Below are 21,769 nucleotides of genomic sequence, written 5' to 3'. Positions count from 1 at the left end.
TGCATCCTTCCTGTCAGGGCTTCTTCGCGGCCGGTGTGGTGGCCGACACATTTCGGAGGGCGCCGGATGCATCGGCGGGCTGTTCCTTGTCACGCGGCCTCTTGATGCCCACGTTAACGGTGAAGTCATAGACTTTCTTGACGTCTTTGCCTTGCCCGACATTGGCGGACCGGATTTCAATCAGGTCCGGGCGTTCCAGCCACGGTGAGTTGTTGCCAAGGTTGCGCAACAGTTCGGAGACACGCTCATTCGACTGTGCATAGCCCATGATGGCGACGCGCTGGTTTTCCTGCTTGAAGCCGCGCAGGTAGATACCTTCCGGCACCTGTTTAACCAGTTCATCCATCAGGTAAACCGGTTGGTTGCGATCGCTTTGCAAGTCTTCAACGGCCTGCTGGCGGGCCTTCAACGCTTCGATTTCCTCCTTCAGCGTGTTGATTTCCTTGATCTGCCCGTCGAGCTTGGTGTTTTCAGCCTTGATGAAGTTGTTGCGCTGGGTCTGATTGGCAATCTGTGCCGCAATCACGCCGCCGACACCGAGGACAATCGCAAAGCCCATGACGGACGACAAGGCCAGCAGGCGCAGGAATGCCGCCTTGCGCTGTTTGCGTTTTTCCTCGCGATGAGGAAGGAGGTTAATACGTACCATTAGTCAAACCTCCGCATGGCAAGTCCGCATGCCACCAGATACGACGGCGCCTCGGCACGCAACTGCTTTTCCCGCACATTGGAGGCGAGTTGCATACCCTTGAAAGGGCTGACGACGGAACTGGAAATTTTGGTGCGTTCGGCCACGAGTTCTACCAGGCCTGGGATGATGGCGCATCCACCGGCAAGGAATATCTGGTCGATACGGGTATAAGGTGTGGATGTGAAGAAAAACTGGATCGCGCGGGTCACTTCCAGCGCTGCATTTTCCATGAAGGGCTGGAGCAGTTCGCGTTCAAAACCTTCAGGTAGTTCGCCTGCGCGCTTTTTAGATTCGGCCTCCTCAAACGATAGGCCGTAGGCGCGCACAATGTCCTGGGTCAACTGATTGCCGCCGAACGGCTGCTCGCGTTCGTAGATCGTCTGACCATCCTGCAGCATGGAAACATGAGTCACCTGGGCGCCGATCTGGAACAAGGCAACGATCTGCCCCTGGCCGCCCTTGGGCAGTTGGGCGGTGATCCGGTCGAGCGCGGCACGAGCCGCATAGGACTCAATATCCATGACCATCGGTTTCAACCCTGCCGATTCGGCCACCGCTACACGGTCTTCCACTTTTTCCTTGCGCGTGGCCGCAATGAGCACATCGACATCTTCGGGGGCGTTTTCTGCGATACCGATCACATCGAAATCCAGACTGACCTCATCGAGCGCAAACGGAATATACTGATTTGCTTCGCTTTCAACTTGTACTTCCAGTTCGTCTTCCGACAAACCGGCGGGTAAAATGATCTTCTTGGTAATGACAGCTGCAGGCGGCATGCCGAGTGCAACGTGTTTTGCCCGTGTACCGCTTTTTTTCCAGACGCGCCTTACCGCTTCGGAAACCTGTTCAATGTTTTCAATATTGCCGTCGACAACAGCGCCGCGTGGCAAGGGTTCACTGGCAAAGCGTTCCAGGCGAAACTCGTTTTTGCCCAAATCGGACAGTTCGACGAGTTTGACGCCCGAGGTGCTGATATCCAGGCCGATCAACGGTGGATTCTTCTTGCCGAGCAATAGTCCGAGATCTATGGCCAAGGGTGGTACTCCCCGAAAATGTGGTTTATTGCGTGAACGCACCACTTATTTGAATGTCGAAATCGGCGAACCATAGTACGGCTCGCGAAAAAAAGCGTTTAAAAACCTGTATTTAGGTGATAAATATCCAACGTTACATTAAATCGTAGCAATAAGGATCAGGCAGTGTAAAGTAATTTCCATGGAGTAATTTGTAAATCCGTTGCCAATTGCCCACGTTGTGCAAATGTTACCTGTGGAAAATAATTGATATTTTACTAATATCGGGCCAAGTTGCCCACCGTTATAATTCGCAGGCCCATTTTTTTCTTTTAAGTACCCAGCATGTCTCAATCCAATACCGCAGGTGGCACCCCCAAAGCGCCGGTAAAGCGCTCCTCTCCCCTGATTCTTCGCCTGCTGCTCGGCACCATCGGCGTGGGACTGGGTCTGCTGGTTGCTGGCGTCTTGGTCCTCGGCTTTGCGGTGTCGATGGCGTATCCGAATCTACCGCCGCTGGATGCCATTACCGATTACCGGCCAAAAATTCCGCTCCGGATTTTCTCCGCAGACAACGTGCTGCTCGGTGAATTTGGTGAAGAGCGCCGTACGCTGGTACGAATCAATGATGTGCCCGACATCATGAAAAAGGCGGTGCTGGCTATCGAGGACGACCGCTTCTTCGACCATGGTGGCGTGGATTACACAGGTATTGCGCGGGCTGCCCTGCATAACCTGACCAGCAATTCAAAACAGGGCGCGTCGACGATTACGCAGCAGGTAGCCCGCAATTTTTTCCTGTCGAGCGAGCAGACCTTCAAGCGCAAGGTGTATGAAATACTGCTCGCATACAAGATTGAGCAGAATCTGAGCAAGGATCAGATTCTCGAGATCTACATGAACCAGATTTACCTGGGACAGCGCGCTTACGGCTTTTCGTCGGCCGCCCAGATTTATTTCGGCAAAAACCTGTCCGATATCACGATTGCAGAAGCCGCGATGCTTGCCGGCTTGCCGAAGGCACCATCCGCTTACAACCCGGTCGCCAATCCCAAGCGCGCCCGCACACGCCAGCAATATATTTTGCAGCGCATGCTGCTGCTTGGTTATATCTCTCAGGAAGATTACGAGAAAGCCAAGGATCAGGTACTGAAGGTCAAGACTTCCAGCGGTGAATTCGGCCTGCATGCGGAGTACGTTGCCGAGATGACGCGCCAGCTGGTTTATGAGCAGTTCAAGGAAGAGACCTACACCCGCGGCCTGAATGTCTACACCACCATCACCAAAGCAGATCAGGATGCTGCTTATCTGGCACTGCGCCGCGGCGTGATGGATTATGAAAAGCGCCATGGCTATCGCGGTCCGGAAGCGTTCATGGACATCCCGTCTAACAAGGAAGAAGCCGAAGACGCCATCGAGGTGGAACTCGCCGAGCATCCGGACAGTGACGACATTGTCGCTGCCGTCGTGCTGGAGGCATCGCCCAAACTGGTCAAGGCAATGCTCTCTTCGGGCGAAGAAATTGAAATCAGTGGCACCGGTCTGACCTTTGCCGCCAACCTGTTGAGCGACAAGGCACCGCCGGCACGACGCGTCAAACGCGGCGCCATCATTCGCGTAATGCAGGAAAACAAGGCCTGGACCATTACCCAGATGCCGGAAGTCGAGTCCGCGTTTGTAGCTGCCAACACTGAGGATGGCGCGATCCGTGCGCTGATCGGCGGTTTTGATTTCAACCGCAACAAGTTCAACCACGTCACGCAGGCTTGGCGCCAGCCGGGCTCTTCCTTCAAACCATTTATTTATTCGGCGTCACTGGAAAAGGGTTTGTCGCCAGCCACGCTCATCAATGATGGCCCGCTCAGTTTCGATGCGGGACAAACCGGTGGCCAGGCGTGGGAACCGAAGAACTATGATGGCAAATATGATGGCCCAATGACCATGCGCAAAGGCCTGACGAAATCCAAAAACATGATTTCGATCCGCATTCTGCACAAGATCGGTGCCAAATACGGTCAGGAATATGCGACCCGCTTCGGCTTCGATGCGGACAAGAATCCGCCTTACCTGACCCTGGCGCTCGGTGCCGGTGCGGTAACGCCATTGCAGATGGCCGGCGCGTATTCCGTATTTGCCAACGGCGGCTACAAGGTCAGCCCTTACATCATTTCCAAGATAACCGACAGTGCCGGTCATGTGCTATCGCAGGTGACACCGGCGCGTGCGGGCGAAGATGAAAACCGGGTGATCGATGAGCGCAATGCCTTCCTGATGGACAGCATGCTGAAGGACGTCGTCAAGCACGGTACCGCGACGCGTGCGCTGGTGCTCAAGCGACCCGATATCGCCGGGAAAACCGGTACCACCAATGACTCCTTTGACGCATGGTTTGCCGGATACACACCGAAAATTGTCGGCGTGGCATGGATCGGTTTCGACCAGCCAAAGAATCTGGGCAACAAGGAAACCGGCGGCGGGCTCGCCTTGCCGATCTGGATCAGCTACATGCAGAAAGTCTTGAAAGATGTCCCGGTCGAGGAACGCGCGGTGCCTGAAGGCGTGATACAGGTTGCGAACGAATATTACTACGCTGAAAATCCGCCAGGGACGGGCGTACGTAGTCTGGGTCTGACCGAAACACCGCAGGGAGAGGAAGAAAAGGCGAAGGATGAAGTGAAGAACGAACTGTTCTGACCATCCGTTTCGGGCCTTTAAAACCTCGCCGCTACAGCCGGTAACAAGGCTGCAGCGGAATCAAACCGAAGCTGGCTATGCCAGGCTTCGGTTTTTTTACGCCTTGAGTACCAGCGGTATGCCACCCTGCTCGCTGACAATACGCGAAAGTGCCGAAAACAATTCCGAGCCATCCCGCGTATTAATCCACTTGCCGTTTTCATTACGGTAATGGAATCCTCCCGACCTGGCAGCGACCCACATTTCCCGCATGGGGGCCTGGCTGTTGACGATCACCTTCGAACCGTTGTCGACAAATTCAATCTCCAGCACGTTGCCGCTGCGGCTGCACTCCACATCCAGGTCACTATCGTTGGAAGCGTTCTCCAGTGCGGACTCGATACTGTTGAGCGTCTGTTCGGCCAGCGCCTGGAATTCGGTTTCTGTCATGCTACACTCCAATGAGTTTGATTAACCGTGATTCTAATCGTGAAGTCTGTTCAATATATTCTGGCGCTCGCCGCTGCGGCTTGGACGGTTGCCGGCTGCGGCCAGAAAGGCCCGCTCTACATGCCGGGCCAGCCAAGCCAGCCAGCTCAGCTCGCCCCACCGCCGGCCCTGCAAACACCGCCAGCGCTACCGACTACTTCTCAATAAGCCGAGCCTTCGTCCCCTTTTATGTCGCATTTTTCTTATAAAAACGGCGTGCTTCACGTCGAAAACACGCCGCTTTCTGCTATCGCCCAAGAGTTCGGCAGTCCGACCTATGTGTATTCGAAAGCAGCCCTGGTGGAAAATTACTCTGCCTACGCGGATGCCTGTAAAGCCAATGGCCGCGATGCATCGACTGCTCTGGTGTGCTACTCCGTCAAGTCAAATTCCAACCTCGCCGTGCTTAACTTGCTCAGCCGCATGGGATCAGGCTTTGACATTGTGTCCGGCGGAGAATTGCTGCGGGTGATCTCAGCTGGCGGCGATCCGCGCAAGGTGATTTTCTCCGGCGTCGGCAAGACGCACGAAGAGATGAGGTTGGCTCTCGCGCACAACATCCTGTGCTTTAACGTGGAGTCGACCGCCGAGTTGCAGCGCCTGAACGAAGTGGCCGGCGAGATGGGCAAGCAGGCGCCGATTTCGTTGCGAGTCAATCCCAATGTCGATGCCAAGACGCACCCGTATATCTCGACCGGACTAAAGGAAAACAAGTTCGGCATCGCTTACGATGAAGCATTGAGTACTTACCGGACGGCAGCCACGCTGCCGCATATCCGCGTAGTCGGTATCGATTGCCATATCGGCTCGCAACTGCTGGACGACGCGCCATTGCTGGAAGCGTTCGACCGCCTGACCGAACTGGTCGATCGTCTGGCCCATGAAGGCATCCACCTGCATCATCTCGACATTGGTGGCGGCATTGGCATCAACTACAACGATGACAAGCCGGTGGCAGTTGGCGACTACTTGTCGCGCCTGTTTGCCAAGGTCGACAAATGGCGGCTGCAGCAATACAAAGGAGCGCCGATCCAGGTACTGTTCGAACCCGGCCGCTCCATCGTCGGCAATGCCGGCGTGTTGCTCACTCAAGTCGAATACCTGAAACACGGCGAAGCCAAGAACTTTGCCATCGTGAATGCGGCGATGAACGACTTGATGCGTCCGGCGATGTATGAAGCATGGCATGGTGTACAACCGGTGATGCAGCGCGCCTCTGCCGCCAAGACTTACGACGTGGTCGGGCCGGTGTGCGAATCCGGCGACTGGCTGGCGCGTGAACGTACATTGGCAGTCGAGCAAGGCGATTTGCTGGCGATCATGTCGGCCGGCGCTTACGGCATGACCATGTCGTCCAATTACAATACGCGCGGCCGTGCTGCCGAGGTCATGGTTGATGGCGACAAGCTGCACCTGATTCGCAAGCGTGAAGCCGCCAGCGAGTTGTTTGCACTGGAATCGCAACTACCCTGATTTGTACTTGGAGTGGAAGCTAAGTCGGCGCCGGATTCGTCCGGCGCTTTTGCATTCTGGGTTTGAGAAAATTGAAATACACCCGAGCCAGCAGCAGGATGGCGACAATTGAACCGAACAGGACAGGCTGGGAAAAATCGTTCTTGCCCGCTTTCATCCACCAGTAATGCAGAATGCCCAGTGGAGCAATCAGATAGATCAAACGGTGCAGCCATTGCCAGCGCTTGCCGCCAAGTCGTCGCACCATCGCATTGGTGCTGGTGACTGCCAGTGGAATCAGCAGCACAAAAGCAGTAAAGCCAACGGTGATGAAAGGACGCTTGACCACATCTTTTAGCATTTCATCGACGTCGAAAAAATGGTCGAACCACAGGAAAGTCGTGAAATGCAGCGTCGCATAAAAGAAGGCGAACAGGCCTACCATGCGACGCAGCTTGATCAGCCAGTTCCAGTTTGTGACACGCCGTAGTGGTGTGATGAGCAAGGTCAGGCACAGGAAGTACAGCGTCCAGTCGCCGGTGTTGCGGGTAATGAACTCAATCGGATTGGCACCCAGCCGATCGGTAAAGCCAAACAGCACCAGACGCGCCAGCGGCCCCAGAGCGGCAATGAAGAGCACGGCCTTCAACAGGGTAATCTGTTTTGCACTGGGATTGAGCATGCTTGCCACCATTCCGTCGCCGCAAGCGGCGACATAGACATATTATTTATCTCGCTGTGGCGCCCCCATGCGGATTGCACGATGCAACACCCCAGCCTCTGATCGGCGCGAAAAATTCAGAAGAACTTCTTCAGATCCATGCCGGTATAGAGCGACGCGACGTCGTTGTACCCATTGAACATCAGGGTTTTGCGCTTCCGGGTCAGGAAGCCGTCTTCGCCGATTCGACGTTCGGTCCCCTGCGACCAGCGAGGGTGGTCAACGTCGGGATTGACGTTGGAGAAAAAGCCATATTCCTGGGGCGCTGCAAGATTCCATGCGGTGCGCGGCTGGTCCTTGGTGAAGCGGATCTTGACGATCGACTTCGCGGACTTGAAGCCGTATTTCCAGGGCACGACGATGCGCACTGGGGCGCCATTCTGGTTGGGCAAAACTTCCCCATACATGCCCACGGTCAATAGCGTCAGAGGATGGTTGGCTTCGTCCAGACGCAAGCCTTCCGTATAGGGCCATTCAAGTACGGGACTGCGCAGACCGGGCATTTGCTTCTTGTCGCTCAAGGTAACGAATTCCACATACTTCGCGTTACCGGTTGGCTCGACCTTTTTGATCAGCTCCGACAAGGAATAGCCGATCCAGGGAATCACCATCGACCAGCCTTCGACGCAGCGCAGGCGATAGACGCGCTCTTCCAGAGGCGCGAGCTTCAGCAAGCCGTCAAGGTCGATCGTCATCGGCTTCTTGACTTCCCCTTCGATTGCAACCGTCCAGGGACGCGGCTTCAGCGTGCCGGCATTTTGCACCGGGTCGGCCTTGTCAGTGCCAAACTCGTAGAAATTGTTATACGTCGTCGCATCCTTGTACGCGGTCTGCTTGTCCATGACGACGAAGGCGGAATTGGTCTTGGCGGCGAGTTTCTGGGCACCGGGGGATTGTGCAAATGCCTCCCGCATCGCCATCTCAGCCAGGGCGCCACCGGCAATCGAGCCGAGCGCCAGTTGTTTGATGAAGCTGCGGCGCGATTCGAATATCGCACGTGGGGTGATTTCGGAGCCGAACGGAATGTCGATGCCGTTCGGGTTACGCTTTATTAACATGGCTGCTCCGTGGTGGGACGAAATTGTCAGTTTTGTCTGTTTTGACAGGCACAACCTTACAACAATTTCGCCAACCGCCCCGGAAACGGTCAAATCACAAGGCGCCGTAGGAGTGCAGTCCCGACAGGAACATATTGACGCCGAGGAAAGCGAAGGTTGTGATCAGCAGGCCGACCAGCGACCACCAGGCGGCAACCTGACCGCGCAAGCCTTTCATCAGGCGCATGTGGAGCCATGCAGCGTAGTTGAGCCAGACAATCAGCGCCCAGGTTTCCTTCGGATCCCACGACCAGTAACCGCCCCATGCTTCTGCGGCCCAGAGCGCGCCCAGGATGGTGGCGATGGTGAAGAACGCGAAACCAACTGCGATCGCCTTGTACATCACATCGTCCAACACTTCCAGTGGCGGCAGTCGGTCTGCCAACATACCTTTTGATTTCAGCAAGTAGGCAATCGCCACCATTGCCGCGAGCGAAAAGGTGCCATAACCAATGAAATTGGCGGGCACATGAATCTTCATCCACCAGCTTTGCAACGCCGGCACCAGGGGCTGAATTTCCGACGCTTCGCGGCTGATCGTATACCACAGCAGGAAGCCGACTGCGGCGGAGATGATCAGCAGCACGAAGGGGCCCAGCTGACGGGTTGCGTACTGCTCTTCGTAGTACAGATAGAACAATGCCGTGATCATGCAAAACAGGATGAACACTTCATACAGGTTGGAGACCGGGATATGTCCGACGTCGACACCGACAAGATAGGACTCGTACCAGCGCACCAGCATACCGGTAAAGCCAAGAATTACCGCAGCCCAAGACAGCTTGCTTCCGACGGAACCGCCAAAATCGGAACGGGTTATCAGACCGCCCCAGTAAAACAAGGTAGACAGGAAAAACAAGGTACTCATCCACAGAATGGCGGACTGGCTGGACAATGCATATTTCAGAAAAAACTTGCTGTTCGCCGCATCCAGCGAACCGCCGTACAGGCCGACCGCAGTCAATGCGAGAATGGCCAACACTGCCATCAGCCAGCGCACCGGTTTCCAATGCCATCCGAGCCAGGCAAAGGTCGGGGCGGACAGCAGCAGCACACCTTTCTCGTAAGAATCCATATAGTTGCCGAAGCGGCTAAGCGCAAACAGCGCGCCGGCCAGCAGCAAGGCGCCGTATATCCAGTCGACGATACTGAGGCGCCGGAAGAAACCGGGAGGCGGTGTATAAATATTGCTTTGTGTCAGGTCCATGGTCTTTCTCCGTCGCATCCGTCGGCGTTACTGCCGAACCTGGACGCATTTTGCTTGCTTTCGGGACAGGCTGTCCCTGTTCAATCCATGCCGTCGCCGGCGGTCTCTATAGCTTAGATTAAGCCGATTTCACCAGTTGCGCTTTCAGTGCCTCGAACTCTTTTTCGAAGTCGAGCGTCTTGCGTTGCGAACTCATCGCCATCAGCGCATTGGTGCGTCCCTGCGCGTCCGGCTTCAACCAGACCCACAACCGGCGCTCTCGAATATAGAACATCGAGAACACGCCGAGCGTGAGCAGCAGGCAACCGAGATAGACAACCTTCTTGCCCGGAGACCTCGTCACCTGCAGAACGGATGCCTTGACTTCGTCAAACTCGCGCATCTGCAGGTAAACCGGTGCCCCGTAAAAAGACGCATCCGAAATAGCGTTGGTTGCCAGTTGCAGGAAACGTGCATGCTTTTCGTCAGGCGTAACTTCCTTCAAGCCATCTTTTACCCGTGCGGCTTGCCATAATTCCCACATGCTACCGTTAAGAATCTTCATGAAGATTTCGGCCGCCTTTTCCTGATCCTCCGAAGGTACACGCTCCAGGAAGCGCGACACCGCGAGATAACCGGATTCCTTGCCGTCACCGGCAAAGATTTCGAGCCCTCGCGAAGCGGAACGCTGCAACTGCTCGCGCAATGCCTCGGCGTTTTCCCTGGATGCCGGCATGGCTTGCTGGGCATACCGTTTCGCTGCCTCCAGTCGCAATTCCGGATTGAACACCGCTGCGCGCACCCGCATCCATTCTTCTACCGTATCGTTGTCATCGGCAGGTATACGCAGATAGCGGAAGGGCTCCGCTGGCGTTTCGCGCATGCCGGTCAGAAATACATAGTTGCCGTCGACTTCCACCGGTTGCATGTAATTATGATATTCACGTGCCTGGCCATTTTTGTCGCGCAGTTTGTACTGGACGCTGGGTCCAACGTTTTTCAGGTCCTTGTTGTTCGGATCCTTCGCCGCCGACCCCAGCTGTTTGTCGAGGCCTGCGGTTAATTTCTCATTAAAGCTTTTGTTCGTATTCACTGCGCGGACGTCCTGACCGCTCTGTGCCATGTTTTCCACGTTGAAAGGACGGAAACCGGTCCATTCAATGCTGTATTCCGAACCTTTGTCACTAGTGAGTGGCGTTGAACTGCCAACCTCACCGGAAAGGGAAAACGACTGATTTTGTCCACCGATCATTGTGTAGCCACTCAGCTTCAGCCGGCTGCCGCCATCATCGAAGCTGGACTGGTACACGGCGATACCCTTGTAGATCAGCGGTTCATTGACCTTGATCGTCGACTCGAAGGTCTTGCCGGTTTCCAGGTCGCGCACGATGACCTCACTGGCAAACAGTTTGGGCATGCCAGTCGAGTAATGCTCAATGACAAATTTTTTCAGCTGGATGGAAAACGGCAGTTCCTGTACGAGAATGCCGCTCTGCTGCGGCAGGATTGCGGTATTGGCAGTGCCGCCTTCAGGGATAAAAGTATTGCCGCGAAAGGTCGGGTTACCGACGCCGAGGCGGTGCTGAGCCGGAATCTCGGCGATGATTCCGCTGCCACCGAACGGCGTCTTGTCGCCAAACCATTGCTGGAATCGGATCGGAAGATCGGAGTCGAGCAACCCGCCGACGCAGATGATGACGATGGCACTATGGGCAAAAATGTATCCCCATTTGTTGGCCGCCCCCTGCTTGGCCGCAATCAGCACGCCGCCATCCTTGTCGACTACCTTGACCTTGTAACCGCCGTGCACGATACGCTGTGCAAGCTGTTGCGTGAAACCGGTCAACGGCAGCGCACTGCTCCACTCGGCTTTATGATGAAAGTTCCGCAACGACTGTTCACGCACATTTTCACGCCAGCTGCGCATGTCCTTCAGCATCTTTGGTGCGTTGCGGATAATACACAGTGATGTCGACATGACCAGGAAGGCCATGATGAGCAGAAACCACCATGCCGAATACACCGCATACAGGCCAAGCTTACCAAAGACTTCGAACCAGAACGGTCCGAACTGGTTGACATAATTTGGCATGGGCTCATTCTGCTTGAGAACGGTGCCGATGACCGAGGCAATCGAGATCAGGGTCAGCAGGCTGATCGCGAAGCGCATGGAGGAAATCAATTCCACTGCATCGCTGAGCCAGCGGCGTTCAGTTTTCAGTTGCAACCCGGAGGTGGTGACGCTCATGGACGTATCTATACCTTCAAAACAAAACCAGAAAAAAATCAAAACAAAGGGGGTGGCATCTGCCACCCCCTCCGCTTATATATTTTGATTTTATCTTTTGCTTTTATACTGCTGTTTTCCGCTTATCTCAGACCGGCGATATAGTCTGACACAGCCTGGATTTCATCGTCGGACATGCGCTTGGCAATGGTTACCATTTGCGCGCTGTTCTTGCGAGCACCGCCGCGGAAGCTGGTCAACTGAGCGGCGGTGTACTCCTGGTGCTGGCCACCCAGACGTGCAAACTGTGCGGGAATACCGGCGCCGTTCGGGGCATGGCAACCGGCACAGGCTGGAACGTTCTTTTCAGCGATACCGGCCCGGTAAATCTTCTTTCCGAGCTCAACCGTGTCCTTGTTGCGGGCTGCGCCCGGCTTTTGCTGTTGCTTGTCGAGGAAAGCGGCAATATTTTTCATGTCCGCATCGCTCAATGCTTTAGCGATTGGCGTCATGATCGGATTGTTGCGCTGTGGCGTCTTGAAATCGCCAAGTTGCTTGAAAGTGTATTCGGCGTGCTGTCCGGCGAGCTTGGGATTCTGGGAAATGGTCGAATTGCCAGCGGCACCATGGCAGGCTACACAGGCAGTGATATTGCGGGAAGCATCGCCGCTCGTATAGAGCGCTTCACCTTTGGCAGCATCCGCCTTCGGCGCTTTTTGCTCTTCTGCGGCATACGCCACGGAGGAAACTGCCAGGATCGCAACAAACAAGGACTTCACAAACGGTAAAAACGCACGGTTCATTCAAACACCCTGAGACTTGATATTAAAATTCTGGCCTGTAGCGGCGGTTTTTTAGCGCCTGTATGTCGTCCGGCATGATTTTTTTACTATTTCCGCAATCGCATACAGGGGTGGCGCCCTATTGCAGGGCAACACACATAACCTCTTATTGTACAATAGGTTTTTGCTGTTTTTGCTTCCCTTCCTGCATTTTCTCTCCGGTACTCCACTTCCTATGTCACTACTTTGGCAAGCCCGCTTTTTCACCACGGTGAACCACCTTCGCGATCTGCCAAAGACGCAAGTTCCCGAAATTGCTTTCGCCGGTCGATCCAACGCCGGCAAGTCCACCGCGATCAACATCTTGTGCAACCAGAAAAAACTGGCCTTTGCATCCAAGACACCCGGCCGGACGCAGCACATCAATTACTTTTCGATAGGCGGCGCCCATGTAGGCCAGCACCGCAAGGACTTGACGAATGTCGAGGAAATCCGCGCCTTGCTGGTTGACTTGCCGGGCTACGGCTATGCCGAAGTATCGGGAGATGCAAAACTGCACTGGCAGGAACTGCTCGGCGACTATGTACAGCGCCGGCAACAACTTGCTGCGCTGGTACTCATCATGGATTCGCGGCGGCCCTTCACCGAGCTTGACGTGCAGATGCTGGAATGGTTTGCTCCAACCGGCAAGCCTATCCACTGCCTTCTGACCAAGGCCGACAAACTGAATCGCAATGAAGCGGCCAATGCGTTGCGCCAGGCGCGTACCGTCCTTGGCAGCTACGTCGACGCGGAGGGTCGACCGTTTCCGTTCACGGTGCAGATGTTCTCGGCTCTCAAGCGCACAGGGCTCGACGAAGCGAACGACAAGATTCTTGAATTGCTGGGGCTAACGGAAAATGAATTGAATGCGGAAGCGGATCCTGAGCAAACCGATCGCCAAGATGGCGACCCAAGCCCATGACAGACAAAGCAAACGCGCAAAAAAAACCCTGGAGAAAGGGGAAGATCTCCAGGGCAGTAACGCCTTATCGCTAATGCCACGATAGGCCCCGCTCAGGGAGGAGAAGCGGGAGGTGAATGATCACCTATTGCTAAGATTGGATCAGCGCCGGAAAAGTTTCATCGAATCGTATAAAGTTTATTCGTTCTATTGATCCCATTCATTTCATCTTTGCCGGTTATTCACCATGCCCCAGTCGCCTTTGAATCCCCAGTTTCCCGCCATCCGGATGCGCCGCATGCGCAAGGATGCGTTTTCCCGCGCGATGATGCGCGAAAACGCCGTTACCACCAGTGATCTGATCTACCCGGTTTTTATTCTTGAAGGAAAGAACCAGCGCGAACAGGTTTCGTCAATGCCCGGCGTTGAGCGCCTGTCGGTCGACTTGCTGATGGCGGTGGCCGAAGATTGCGTTGAACTCGGTATCCCGGTGCTCGCCTTGTTCCCAGTGATCAATCCTTCCCTGAAAACACCGGATGGCATCGAAGCTCTCAACGAAAAAGGCCTGGTGCCTCGCGCCGTACGCGAACTCAAGCGGCGTTTTCCGGAACTCGGGATCCTGACCGACGTAGCTCTCGATCCTTATACCAGCCATGGCCAGGATGGCGTACTCAATGCTGACGGCTATGTACTGAATGATGAAACAAAAGGAATCCTGGTGAAGCAGGCTTTGGTGCAGGCAGACGCGGGCGTTGACATCGTCGCGCCCTCCGACATGATGGACGGTCGGATTGGCGCTATTCGCGCCGGACTGGAAAGCCAGGGTCATATCTACACCCGCATCATGGCCTACTCGGCCAAGTATGCATCGGCGTTTTATGGTCCCTTCCGTGATGCGGTCGGTTCTGCGGCGAATCTTGGCAAGGGAAGCAAGGCGACGTACCAGATGGACCCAGCCAACAGTGACGAAGCCCTGCGTGAAGTCGCGCTTGACCTCGCCGAAGGCGCCGACATGGTGATGGTCAAACCAGGCATGCCTTACCTCGATATCGTGCGGCGCGTGAAGGACGAATTCAAGGTTCCGACGTTCGCGTATCAAGTCAGCGGCGAGTATGCAATGATCAAAGCCGCCGCGCAGAACGGCTGGCTCGACCATGACAAAGCCATGATGGAAGCGATGCTGTCATTCAAGCGCGCCGGCGCTGATGGTGTGCTGACCTATTTTGCGCGCGATATCGCCCGGCATTTGCACTTGGGCTGACCTCCCGTTGCGGTGCTTCTTTTGAACGACGTATGATGCTTCCGGCCGGAAATCTGACGATCCCTTCTAATTCCGGCCATTCCATTCCTTTGTCGTTTCGTTACCATTGCCTGAAAGATCAGCCTTTCGGCGAACGGAGACAGCGATGCAGGAAAAAGTCATTACCCTGGCCACCCCGATTTTCTTTCTCCTGATATTTATTGAATATCTGGTTGGGGTGCTCCGGCGGCGCAATACCTACCGGCTCAATGATGCGATCAATAGCCTGAGTCTTGGCGTACTAAGCCAGGTAAGCGGTGTCTTCCTGCAACTGGTACGTATTGGTATTTATGCCTGGATGGTGGAACATGTCGCACTGTTCACACTGTCGCGTGACAGCATCTGGGTATGGATATGGGCTTTGCTGATCTATGACTTCTGCTACTACTGGCTGCATCGCATGGGCCATGAGGTCAATGTGCTCTGGGCCGCGCACGTGGTGCATCACCAGAGCGAACAATACAATCTGACCACCGCATTGCGACAAACCAGCAGCGGCGCGATCCTCGGCTGGATCTTTTATCTGCCGATGGCTTTACTTGGCTTTCCGGTCGAAGTGTTCGCCATTGTCGCGCTGATTGACCTGCTCTATCAATTCTGGGTCCATACCGAACAGGTTGGCCGGCTTGGCTGGTTTGATCGTGTCTTCGTGTCGCCGTCCAATCATCGCGTGCATCATGGCGTCAACGACATTTACCTGGACAAGAACTACGGCGGTATTCTGATCCTGTGGGACCGGCTGTTCGGCACCTTTATCGAGGAACGTGACGACGAAAAGATCGTCTACGGAACACGCAGCCCCTTACGTAGCTGGAATCCATTCTTGGCTAACCTCGAAGTTTATAAAGCCATTTCAGTCGATGCATGGCGGACAAGCCGGCTGCGCGACAAGCTAAAGATATGGATCGCGCCTCCAGGGTGGAGACCGCAAGATGTCGCGGCAAAGTGGCCTTCATCCCCGTTTGACATCGACCGCCCCCTGTACGACCCGGCATTGAATCGTGCTGAGCTTGTGTATTGCATTGTCCAGTTTGCAGCGGTGCTGCAAGTAACGACGCACTTTCTGCTTGAGTACGCTACCATGTCGTTCGCCGAACGCGCCGGCTATGCGCTGTGGTTGGCGGCGGGCCTATGGATTGTCGGCGGCTTGCTGGAACGGCGTGCGAGTTACGTCGCACTGGAAGCAGTCCGGTTGACCGGCACAGCAGCCGGCGTACTGGCGACCGGATTATGGTTTGGCGATGTACTGCTTCCGTTGTGGGTGCAGTTCAGTATCGTTGGATTCGCCGCATGCTCATTGCTATCGCTTTGGCTCATCTTTAAACAATCACTATCCACGCATGGATATTTTTCACATCAATAGCAACACCATCAGTCACTTAAGCGATTCTCATGCAGCATTGCCATCACAGGGTTTTCTGTGGATCGATGCAACACACGAGGAAGTTGGTGCCGACATACATGCATGGCGTGATGCGGTCGAACGGCATACAGGTGTGCATATTTATGATCCACATCTGACAGACGCGATCAATCTTGGCCATCCTTCCTATTTCGATTCGACGCAAGACTATGCGATGGTGGTCTTTCGCAAACTGGCGCTGGATGGAAGCAGCGATCAGGTCAAGACAGAAGAAAACACTGCAAGCAAACGAAAAATCCCACCGGCGCTGACCAAACTGGCAACCCGGCCGGTCACCTTCATGCTGATGGAAAATGCGCTTGTGACGGTACATGCAGCCAAGAGCCGCACTATCGAAACCGTCCGCACGCGCATGCTGGAACAGCGTCAGCGACAGAATGGCAATGTGGGACGTCTCCCGCAGTTGCCGGAGGAGTTAATGCTTCGCCTGCTGAATGCAATGGTCGACCAGTACCTTGATCTCCGGCAGCCGCTGACTGGACAGATCGATCGCTGGCAACGCGCCCTGCTCAATCCGCGCAGTCCTTTCAATGACTGGACAGCACTGCTTGATGCACGTATCGAGTTGCGTAAGCTTGATCACCTGTGCGAAGGACAACGGGATGCGATGCAGGAATTGCGTGATTACCTCGTTGATAGCCATGATGCGGCGGAAAATAGCCGCAGCAGGGATCTGCTGCTGGTACGTTTGAACGATGTAATGGAACACATCACCCGCGTTCTCAATCACGCGCAACGTCTCGAGTCGACCATTGAATCGGCGGTACAGATTCACTTCTCCGCGATGGCGCATCGCACTAGCGAAATCATGCGCACACTGACCGTGATCACGGCGTTATTCATGCCGCTGACGTTGATCACGGGAATTTTCGGAATGAACTTTGCCGACATGCCCCTGTTGAAGGATACGTTCGGTTTCTGGATGACGATGGGAATGATGGCGGCCATCGTCGTGATCCTGCTCTTTCTTTTCCGTCGCAAGCGCTACCTTGATGATAAGTCTTGGGAAGACGGACACTGAGAAAAACCTCAAAACAAAAAAGCGCTCCGGGGAGCGCTTTTTATTTGACACCGAGTACCTGGATCTTACTTGTTCGGCTGTGGCGTAAGACGCAGATAGGGACGTGGTGCGGTGTAGCCCTTCGGGTACTTTTGCTTGATGACTGCTTCATCCTGCACAGTCAGCGGGATGATCACATCATCACCATCACGCCAGTTACCCGGTGTTGCAACCGAATAGCCATCCGTCAACTGCAAGGCATCGATAACGCGCAATACCTCGTCAAAATTACGACCGGTGCTCATTGGATAGGTAATGATCAGTCGTACCTTCTTTTTCGGATCAATGACGAACAACGAACGAACCGTCGCGCTCTCTGACTGGTTCGGATGAATCATGTCGTATTGCAATGCAACTTTCTTGTCGGCATCCGCAATGATCGGAAATCCGACAACAGTCTGTTGTGTTTCTTCGATGTCCTTGATCCACTCGAGATGCTTGTCAGCCGGGTCGACCGACAGGGCAATGGCTTTTACATTGCGCTTGTCGAATTCGGATTTCAACTTTGCGGTCAATCCCAACTCAGTAGTGCAGACCGGTGTGAAATCGGCGGGATGAGAAAACAAGACTACCCAGGAGTCGCCGGCCCATTCGTGAAACTTGATTTTCCCAATTGAAGAATCTTGCTCAAAATCCGGCGCTGTATCGCCAAGACGTAATGTCATCGCAGTCTCCCGAAAATTATTGAACGGATAATATAGACCGTCGTTATTTTTAATACAAGGATAGAGTTGTCAGGTTCTTATACTTGATTAGTTATAACTGTCGGCGTTCCGGCGTGCCTCAGGACCGCGCCGCGGACTTCAGGGAGATCAGAAATTTATCGGCATTTTGGTAGCCGATCACTCTGCCGCCGCTGACTTCCTTTCCATTCTTGTCAAAGAAAATGATGCCCGGCGGTCCGAACAGGCGGAAACGCTTGAGCAAGGCCTTGTCATCGACGTTATTGGCTGTCACGTCAGCTTGCAACAAGACCATGTCGGCAAACTGTGCCCGAACACGCGGATCGGAAAAAGTCAGCTTTTCCATTTCTTTGCAGGAGACGCACCAGTCTGCATAGAAATCAAGCATTACTGTTTTTCCCGCTGCCTTGGCGATTGCGGCATCAAGGTCGGATTCAGACTTTACGCGGATGAAGTGCGTCTGGTGACTGCCCCCGGCGCTTAAATGGGCCAGCGGCGCAAGAGCATCACGCCCGCCGGTAGCAAGGCCGATCAACTGGATCATTCCAAGGCCGGCAAATAGCACGGCAAAAGCTTTCGCAGCCCAGCCATGGCGCTTTGCGCCAAGCAGGTAGATGCCATAGCCAATACCCAGTACAGCCCAGCCCAACATCGGAGCCCAGTCAGGAATGACAGGAGCAACAATCCACAGTGCCAGGGCGAGCATCAGGACGCCAAAGAAGAACTTGACTGACTGCATCCAGGCGCCGGCACGTGGCAGCAGGGTTCCGGCCGAGACACCGACCAACAGCAACGGCACGCTCATGCCGACAGCCATCGCAAAGAGCGCACTACCGCCGATCAAGACATTCCGGGTTTGGCTAATATAGAGCAAAGCACCGGCCAGTGGTGCCGCAACACAAGGGCCGACAATCAGGGCGGATATCGCACCCATGGCGAAGACGCCAGCCAGCTTGCCGCTAGCCTGGCGGCCGGACGCGGCTGACAGACGGGACTGGAGGGCGGCGGGTACCTGAAGCTGATAGACGCCGAACATGGAGAGTGAAAGCACGATCATCAGCAGCGCGAATGCACCAAGTACCCAGGGATTCTGCAAGGCGGCGGACAAGCCCTCTCCCGCGAGGCCGGCAGCAACGCCCAGTGCGGTGTAGACAAGCGCCATGCCGAGCGAATATGCGCCCGAAAGCATCAGCCCCCGGCGCCGGTTTGTTGGAGCGCCGTCGCCGACGATGATTGACGACAGGATGGGCACCATCGGTAGTACACAAGGCGTGAAAGACAGGCCGACGCCCAAGAGCAGAAACAGTGGAAGAATAGCAATCAGTTTGCCGCTTTGGAGCGATGCCTCGATGCGTCCCATCTCTGAGTCTGGCAGCGCGGATGTACCGGATTGCGAGACAGCGGTGCTGGAAATCATTGCCGGATCGCGTGCACCGGCAATAGCCGCCATCAAGCCACCGCCTTGTGGCGATAGTTGCACCTTGGACTCCATTGGCGCGTAGCAAAGGCCCTGGTCCGCACAGCCCTGCGACATAACGGTAAGCATAAACCCTTTGTCCGCTTCCACCGGGAGCGTAATGGCGAGTGTATTCCGGTAAGTTTCGACATTTTTCTGGAAAGTCTCATCAAACTTTACCTTCCCTTGGGGAAGCACCGGCGTACCAAGGGTTGCTCCCTCAGCTTGGAAGCTGAAACGCTCACGGTACATGTAATAACCATCGGCGATCTTGAACGTCACCTCGGCAGTCTTTGGGTCGAGCATGCGGGCGGCGAACTGGAAGGCTTTCTCTGGTTCCAGATAGTCGTCCTCTGCGCGTACTGAATGGGCAAGTACCAGCATCAACAGCGCGCATAAGCCAAGAGCCCACCGACGGACGTTGTGGCTCAGTTCAAATTTTCCGGACAGCTTAAACATCTACATCTTTCCTTGTCTCGTCGGCAATCCATCTGAGGTAAGCAGGTAAACCGGCGGAAATCGGTATTGCGATAATCTCGGGCACATCGTATGGATGTAGCGCGCCTATCGCATGTTCGATTGCGGCGTAATGCTCACGGGTGGATTTGATAAGCATGGTCACTTCCCCCGCCTCCTCGATCGCGTCCTGCCATCGATATATTGAACGGACTGCTGGAAGAATGTTGACACAAGCAGCCAGTCTTTGCTGCAGCAAGCTGCGAGCAATCTCTTCCGCGGTTCGCATATCGGGAACATTACTGAGCACCAATAAAGCTTCGGGCATATCCATAGTCGTATTTTGGGTCGAAACCTGACATTATTTCGAAACCTGACATTATTTCAGAAGCCGGCGGCGAGTAAGGATAGCGGCGAGATAAAAGCCGCCGACGCAATAGACGATCAAGACGATCACATCCGCAACCGGTGTAGCGGGCCAGTTGCCGAGCAGAAGTGGCCGTATCAGCCTGACCGCCGCACCAAGTGGCAGTATGTTTGCAAAGGCCTGCAACCACGACGGCAACTGGCTTGTCGGGTAATACACCCCGGAAAGAAATACCATGGGCGTCAGGGCCAGCGTAAAGTAATAGGTAAAAAAGTCATAACCCTTCGCGAGGGCGTTAACGATCAGGCCGAGCGAGGCAAAGGTCATCCCAATCAAAAATAACAGCGGTGGCACCATAAACACCTGTGGGTGCAGGCCGATGCCGAGCAGGAAGATCACAATCAGGATGGCAATACCGGAGAATAGCGCCTTGGTTGCGGCCCATAGCATTTCGGCTAGAACGACATCGTCGAGTGCTATCGGCGCATTCAGCAGTGCCTCCCAAGTCTTTTGCACGTGCATTCGCGAGAATGCCGAATACAAGGCTTCGAATGAAGCCGCCATCATCACTGACATACATATCGAACCAGACGCCAGGAACTGTATATAAGGGATACCGTCCACAGTCTGCAGTAGGCTACCCAGCCCATAACCGAATGCAATCAGGGTAATCAATGGGTCAGCGATATTACCCAACACGCTGGCGACAGCCAGTTTTTTCCAGACAAGAAAATTACGCTTCCATATAGGCAGGAAACGGATCGAGAAGGCAGGCAGACGATAGACAGCGGTCATTCAGTCCCTCATTTCTCGACCAGTGAGCTTCAAGAACAAATCCTCGAGATTGGCAGGACGGTGCAGGTAGCGCACACCATGCATCTGGTGCAAACTCGCAAGCAAGGGTTGAGCATCATTGGTATAACAAAAAATGGTTTCACCACTTACTTCCATACGTGCCGACTTGATACGGCCTTGTGCCTCTGCCCACCCTGTCGCTTTATCGCCATAAACTTCGACTACCTCTGCCTCAATATGCTGCCCAATGAGATCGCGCGGCGCGCCTTCGGCGATCATATGGCCGTGATCAATGACGGCAAGCCGGTCGCACAGACGTTCTGCTTCATCCATGAAATGAGTGGTGAGGACGATTGTTTTTCCCTCGTTTAGCAAGGCCTTGAGGCGCTCCCAAATCATGTGACGCGCCTGCGGATCAAGGCCGGTGGTCGGCTCGTCCATGAAGATGATATCCGGGTTGTTTACCAACGCGCGAGCAAGCGTAAGACGGCGTTTCATCCCGCCCGATAATTCACTGATCTGCGCATCCTTTTTGGCGGCAAGATTCGCGAATTCGAGCAAGCTTGGAATCCGTTCCAGGATTTCGGTGTCCCGCATGCCAAAGTAACGCCCAAATACCAAAAGGTTTTCGGCAACGGTAAAGTCCGGATCCAGATTGTCCGCTTGTGGAACGACCCCGACGCGCAGCCTCGCGGCGCGCGCTTCTTGTGGCACGCGTTTCCCAACTAACCGAATTTCGCCGCTATCCGGCTCTGTCAGACCCAGGCATAGACGCAGCGTTGTAGTCTTGCCCGCGCCGTTTGGTCCAAGCAGACCGTAACACTCGCCACGTTGCAAATAGAACGATAAGCCGTCAACAACGCACGTTTTGCCAGACCCATTACCGTATGACTTACGAAGATCATTAACCGCCAGAATATTGGAATCGTTCATGCGCTTACACGGAACCAGG

The 21,769-nt window shown here is 54.7% G+C and carries 20 protein-coding genes; 7 read left to right on the top strand and 13 right to left on the bottom strand.

From position 1 onward, the window contains the following. Positions 1 to 13 precede the first annotated feature (13 nt). Both ACFQUU_RS11885 and ACFQUU_RS11880 read right to left on the bottom strand, forming a co-directional pair. Positions 14 to 649, bottom strand: coding sequence for a PilN domain-containing protein (locus ACFQUU_RS11885; protein ID WP_382247266.1), 636 nt, complete (start codon positions 647 to 649; stop codon positions 14 to 16). Beyond that, a complete protein-coding gene (locus ACFQUU_RS11880) occupies positions 649 to 1,728 on the bottom strand; it encodes a pilus assembly protein PilM (protein WP_382247264.1) in 1,080 nt (359 codons plus the stop codon). The genes ACFQUU_RS11885 and ACFQUU_RS11880 overlap by 1 nt, the downstream gene beginning before the upstream one ends. Before the next feature lie 324 nt (positions 1,729 to 2,052). Between ACFQUU_RS11880 and ACFQUU_RS11875 the strand changes: the two genes are divergently transcribed. Then, the gene (locus ACFQUU_RS11875) at positions 2,053 to 4,401 is read left to right on the top strand and encodes a penicillin-binding protein 1A (protein ID WP_382247262.1); all 2,349 of its coding nucleotides are present in this window, start codon (positions 2,053 to 2,055) and stop codon (positions 4,399 to 4,401) included. Positions 4,402 to 4,497: 96 nt separating this feature from the next. On the opposite strand, the gene cyaY is transcribed toward ACFQUU_RS11875, so the two are convergent. Beyond that, entirely contained in the window at positions 4,498 to 4,830 is a 333-nt protein-coding gene (gene cyaY / locus ACFQUU_RS11870; protein WP_382247260.1) for an iron donor protein CyaY, read from the bottom strand. A 27-nt stretch (positions 4,831 to 4,857) separates the two neighbouring features. On the opposite strand from cyaY, the gene ACFQUU_RS11865 reads away from it, so the two are divergent. Next, positions 4,858 to 5,037: a lipoprotein gene (locus ACFQUU_RS11865; RefSeq protein WP_382247258.1), complete on the top strand. Its 180-nt coding sequence runs from the start codon at positions 4,858 to 4,860 to the stop codon at positions 5,035 to 5,037. Positions 5,038 to 5,058: 21 nt separating this feature from the next. Next, entirely contained in the window at positions 5,059 to 6,342 is a 1,284-nt protein-coding gene (gene lysA / locus ACFQUU_RS11860; protein WP_382247256.1) for a diaminopimelate decarboxylase, read from the top strand. Between the two features lie 19 nt (positions 6,343 to 6,361). On the opposite strand, the gene ACFQUU_RS11855 is transcribed toward lysA, so the two are convergent. The 5 genes from ACFQUU_RS11855 to ACFQUU_RS11835 form a co-directional block, all read right to left on the bottom strand. Continuing rightward, positions 6,362 to 7,003, bottom strand: coding sequence for a sulfite oxidase heme-binding subunit YedZ (locus ACFQUU_RS11855; protein WP_382247254.1), 642 nt, complete (start codon positions 7,001 to 7,003; stop codon positions 6,362 to 6,364). Positions 7,004 to 7,119: 116 nt separating this feature from the next. Then, positions 7,120 to 8,100, bottom strand: coding sequence for a protein-methionine-sulfoxide reductase catalytic subunit MsrP (gene msrP / locus ACFQUU_RS11850; protein WP_382247252.1), 981 nt, complete (start codon positions 8,098 to 8,100; stop codon positions 7,120 to 7,122). 94 nt (positions 8,101 to 8,194) lie between these two features. Continuing rightward, the gene (gene ccsB / locus ACFQUU_RS11845; protein ID WP_382247250.1) at positions 8,195 to 9,346 is read right to left on the bottom strand and encodes a c-type cytochrome biogenesis protein CcsB; all 1,152 of its coding nucleotides are present in this window, start codon (positions 9,344 to 9,346) and stop codon (positions 8,195 to 8,197) included. Between the two features lie 118 nt (positions 9,347 to 9,464). Next, entirely contained in the window at positions 9,465 to 11,573 is a 2,109-nt protein-coding gene (locus ACFQUU_RS11840; protein WP_382247248.1) for a cytochrome c biogenesis protein ResB, read from the bottom strand. A gap of 122 nt (positions 11,574 to 11,695) precedes the next feature. After that, on the bottom strand, positions 11,696 to 12,355 hold the full coding sequence (locus tag ACFQUU_RS11835) for a c-type cytochrome (protein ID WP_382247246.1): 660 nt from the start codon (positions 12,353 to 12,355) through the stop codon (positions 11,696 to 11,698). Positions 12,356 to 12,569: 214 nt separating this feature from the next. On the opposite strand from ACFQUU_RS11835, the gene yihA reads away from it, so the two are divergent. From yihA to ACFQUU_RS11815, 4 genes are all read left to right on the top strand, one after another. Beyond that, positions 12,570 to 13,298, top strand: a complete 729-nt coding sequence (yihA, locus tag ACFQUU_RS11830; protein WP_382247244.1) for a ribosome biogenesis GTP-binding protein YihA/YsxC — start codon at positions 12,570 to 12,572, stop codon at positions 13,296 to 13,298. Between the two features lie 226 nt (positions 13,299 to 13,524). Beyond that, positions 13,525 to 14,538: a porphobilinogen synthase gene (gene hemB, locus ACFQUU_RS11825; protein ID WP_382247242.1), complete on the top strand. Its 1,014-nt coding sequence runs from the start codon at positions 13,525 to 13,527 to the stop codon at positions 14,536 to 14,538. Between the two features lie 145 nt (positions 14,539 to 14,683). After that, complete coding sequence (locus tag ACFQUU_RS11820; RefSeq protein ID WP_382247240.1) at positions 14,684 to 15,940, top strand: sterol desaturase family protein; 1,257 nt, start codon at positions 14,684 to 14,686, stop codon at positions 15,938 to 15,940. Continuing rightward, the gene (locus tag ACFQUU_RS11815; RefSeq protein ID WP_382247238.1) at positions 15,918 to 17,021 is read left to right on the top strand and encodes a magnesium transporter CorA family protein; all 1,104 of its coding nucleotides are present in this window, start codon (positions 15,918 to 15,920) and stop codon (positions 17,019 to 17,021) included. Before ACFQUU_RS11820 ends, ACFQUU_RS11815 begins: the two co-directional genes overlap by 23 nt. A gap of 65 nt (positions 17,022 to 17,086) precedes the next feature. On the opposite strand, the gene ACFQUU_RS11810 is transcribed toward ACFQUU_RS11815, so the two are convergent. The 5 genes from ACFQUU_RS11810 to ACFQUU_RS11790 form a co-directional block, all read right to left on the bottom strand. Beyond that, a complete protein-coding gene (locus tag ACFQUU_RS11810; RefSeq protein WP_382247236.1) occupies positions 17,087 to 17,725 on the bottom strand; it encodes a peroxiredoxin in 639 nt (212 codons plus the stop codon). Between the two features lie 118 nt (positions 17,726 to 17,843). Further along, on the bottom strand, positions 17,844 to 19,658 hold the full coding sequence (gene dsbD, locus ACFQUU_RS11805; RefSeq protein WP_382247234.1) for a protein-disulfide reductase DsbD: 1,815 nt from the start codon (positions 19,656 to 19,658) through the stop codon (positions 17,844 to 17,846). Continuing rightward, positions 19,651 to 19,983, bottom strand: coding sequence for a divalent-cation tolerance protein CutA (cutA, locus tag ACFQUU_RS11800; RefSeq protein ID WP_382247448.1), 333 nt, complete (start codon positions 19,981 to 19,983; stop codon positions 19,651 to 19,653). The genes dsbD and cutA overlap by 8 nt, the downstream gene beginning before the upstream one ends. A gap of 51 nt (positions 19,984 to 20,034) precedes the next feature. Next, positions 20,035 to 20,817, bottom strand: coding sequence for an ABC transporter permease (locus ACFQUU_RS11795; protein ID WP_382247232.1), 783 nt, complete (start codon positions 20,815 to 20,817; stop codon positions 20,035 to 20,037). After that, a complete protein-coding gene (locus ACFQUU_RS11790; protein WP_382247230.1) occupies positions 20,818 to 21,750 on the bottom strand; it encodes an ATP-binding cassette domain-containing protein in 933 nt (310 codons plus the stop codon). It abuts the gene before it with no gap. Positions 21,751 to 21,769 lie beyond the last annotated feature (19 nt).

The organism is Herbaspirillum sp. GCM10030257 (assembly GCF_042666555.1).
In the GTDB taxonomy this organism is placed as follows: Bacteria; Pseudomonadota; Gammaproteobacteria; order Burkholderiales; family Burkholderiaceae_D; genus Noviherbaspirillum.
This window is presented reverse-complemented; position numbering and strand designations above follow the sequence as displayed.

Coding starts and splice junctions, on each gene's coding strand:
- ACFQUU_RS11855 (WP_382247254.1), bottom strand. CDS start 7,003: ATGCTCAATCCCAGTGCAAAACAGATTACCCTGTTGAAGGCCGTGCTC.
- hemB (WP_382247242.1), top strand. CDS start 13,525: ATGCCCCAGTCGCCTTTGAATCCCCAGTTTCCCGCCATCCGGATGCGC.
- ACFQUU_RS11875 (WP_382247262.1), top strand. CDS start 2,053: ATGTCTCAATCCAATACCGCAGGTGGCACCCCCAAAGCGCCGGTAAAG.
- ccsB (WP_382247250.1), bottom strand. CDS start 9,346: ATGGACCTGACACAAAGCAATATTTATACACCGCCTCCCGGTTTCTTC.
- ACFQUU_RS11840 (WP_382247248.1), bottom strand. CDS start 11,573: ATGAGCGTCACCACCTCCGGGTTGCAACTGAAAACTGAACGCCGCTGG.
- lysA (WP_382247256.1), top strand. CDS start 5,059: ATGTCGCATTTTTCTTATAAAAACGGCGTGCTTCACGTCGAAAACACG.
- yihA (WP_382247244.1), top strand. CDS start 12,570: ATGTCACTACTTTGGCAAGCCCGCTTTTTCACCACGGTGAACCACCTT.
- ACFQUU_RS11810 (WP_382247236.1), bottom strand. CDS start 17,725: ATGACATTACGTCTTGGCGATACAGCGCCGGATTTTGAGCAAGATTCT.
- msrP (WP_382247252.1), bottom strand. CDS start 8,100: ATGTTAATAAAGCGTAACCCGAACGGCATCGACATTCCGTTCGGCTCC.
- ACFQUU_RS11835 (WP_382247246.1), bottom strand. CDS start 12,355: ATGAACCGTGCGTTTTTACCGTTTGTGAAGTCCTTGTTTGTTGCGATC.
- ACFQUU_RS11820 (WP_382247240.1), top strand. CDS start 14,684: ATGCAGGAAAAAGTCATTACCCTGGCCACCCCGATTTTCTTTCTCCTG.
- dsbD (WP_382247234.1), bottom strand. CDS start 19,658: ATGTTTAAGCTGTCCGGAAAATTTGAACTGAGCCACAACGTCCGTCGG.
- ACFQUU_RS11885 (WP_382247266.1), bottom strand. CDS start 649: ATGGTACGTATTAACCTCCTTCCTCATCGCGAGGAAAAACGCAAACAG.
- ACFQUU_RS11795 (WP_382247232.1), bottom strand. CDS start 20,817: ATGACCGCTGTCTATCGTCTGCCTGCCTTCTCGATCCGTTTCCTGCCT.
- ACFQUU_RS11790 (WP_382247230.1), bottom strand. CDS start 21,750: ATGAACGATTCCAATATTCTGGCGGTTAATGATCTTCGTAAGTCATAC.
- ACFQUU_RS11815 (WP_382247238.1), top strand. CDS start 15,918: ATGGATATTTTTCACATCAATAGCAACACCATCAGTCACTTAAGCGAT.
- cutA (WP_382247448.1), bottom strand. CDS start 19,983: ATGCCCGAAGCTTTATTGGTGCTCAGTAATGTTCCCGATATGCGAACC.
- cyaY (WP_382247260.1), bottom strand. CDS start 4,830: ATGACAGAAACCGAATTCCAGGCGCTGGCCGAACAGACGCTCAACAGT.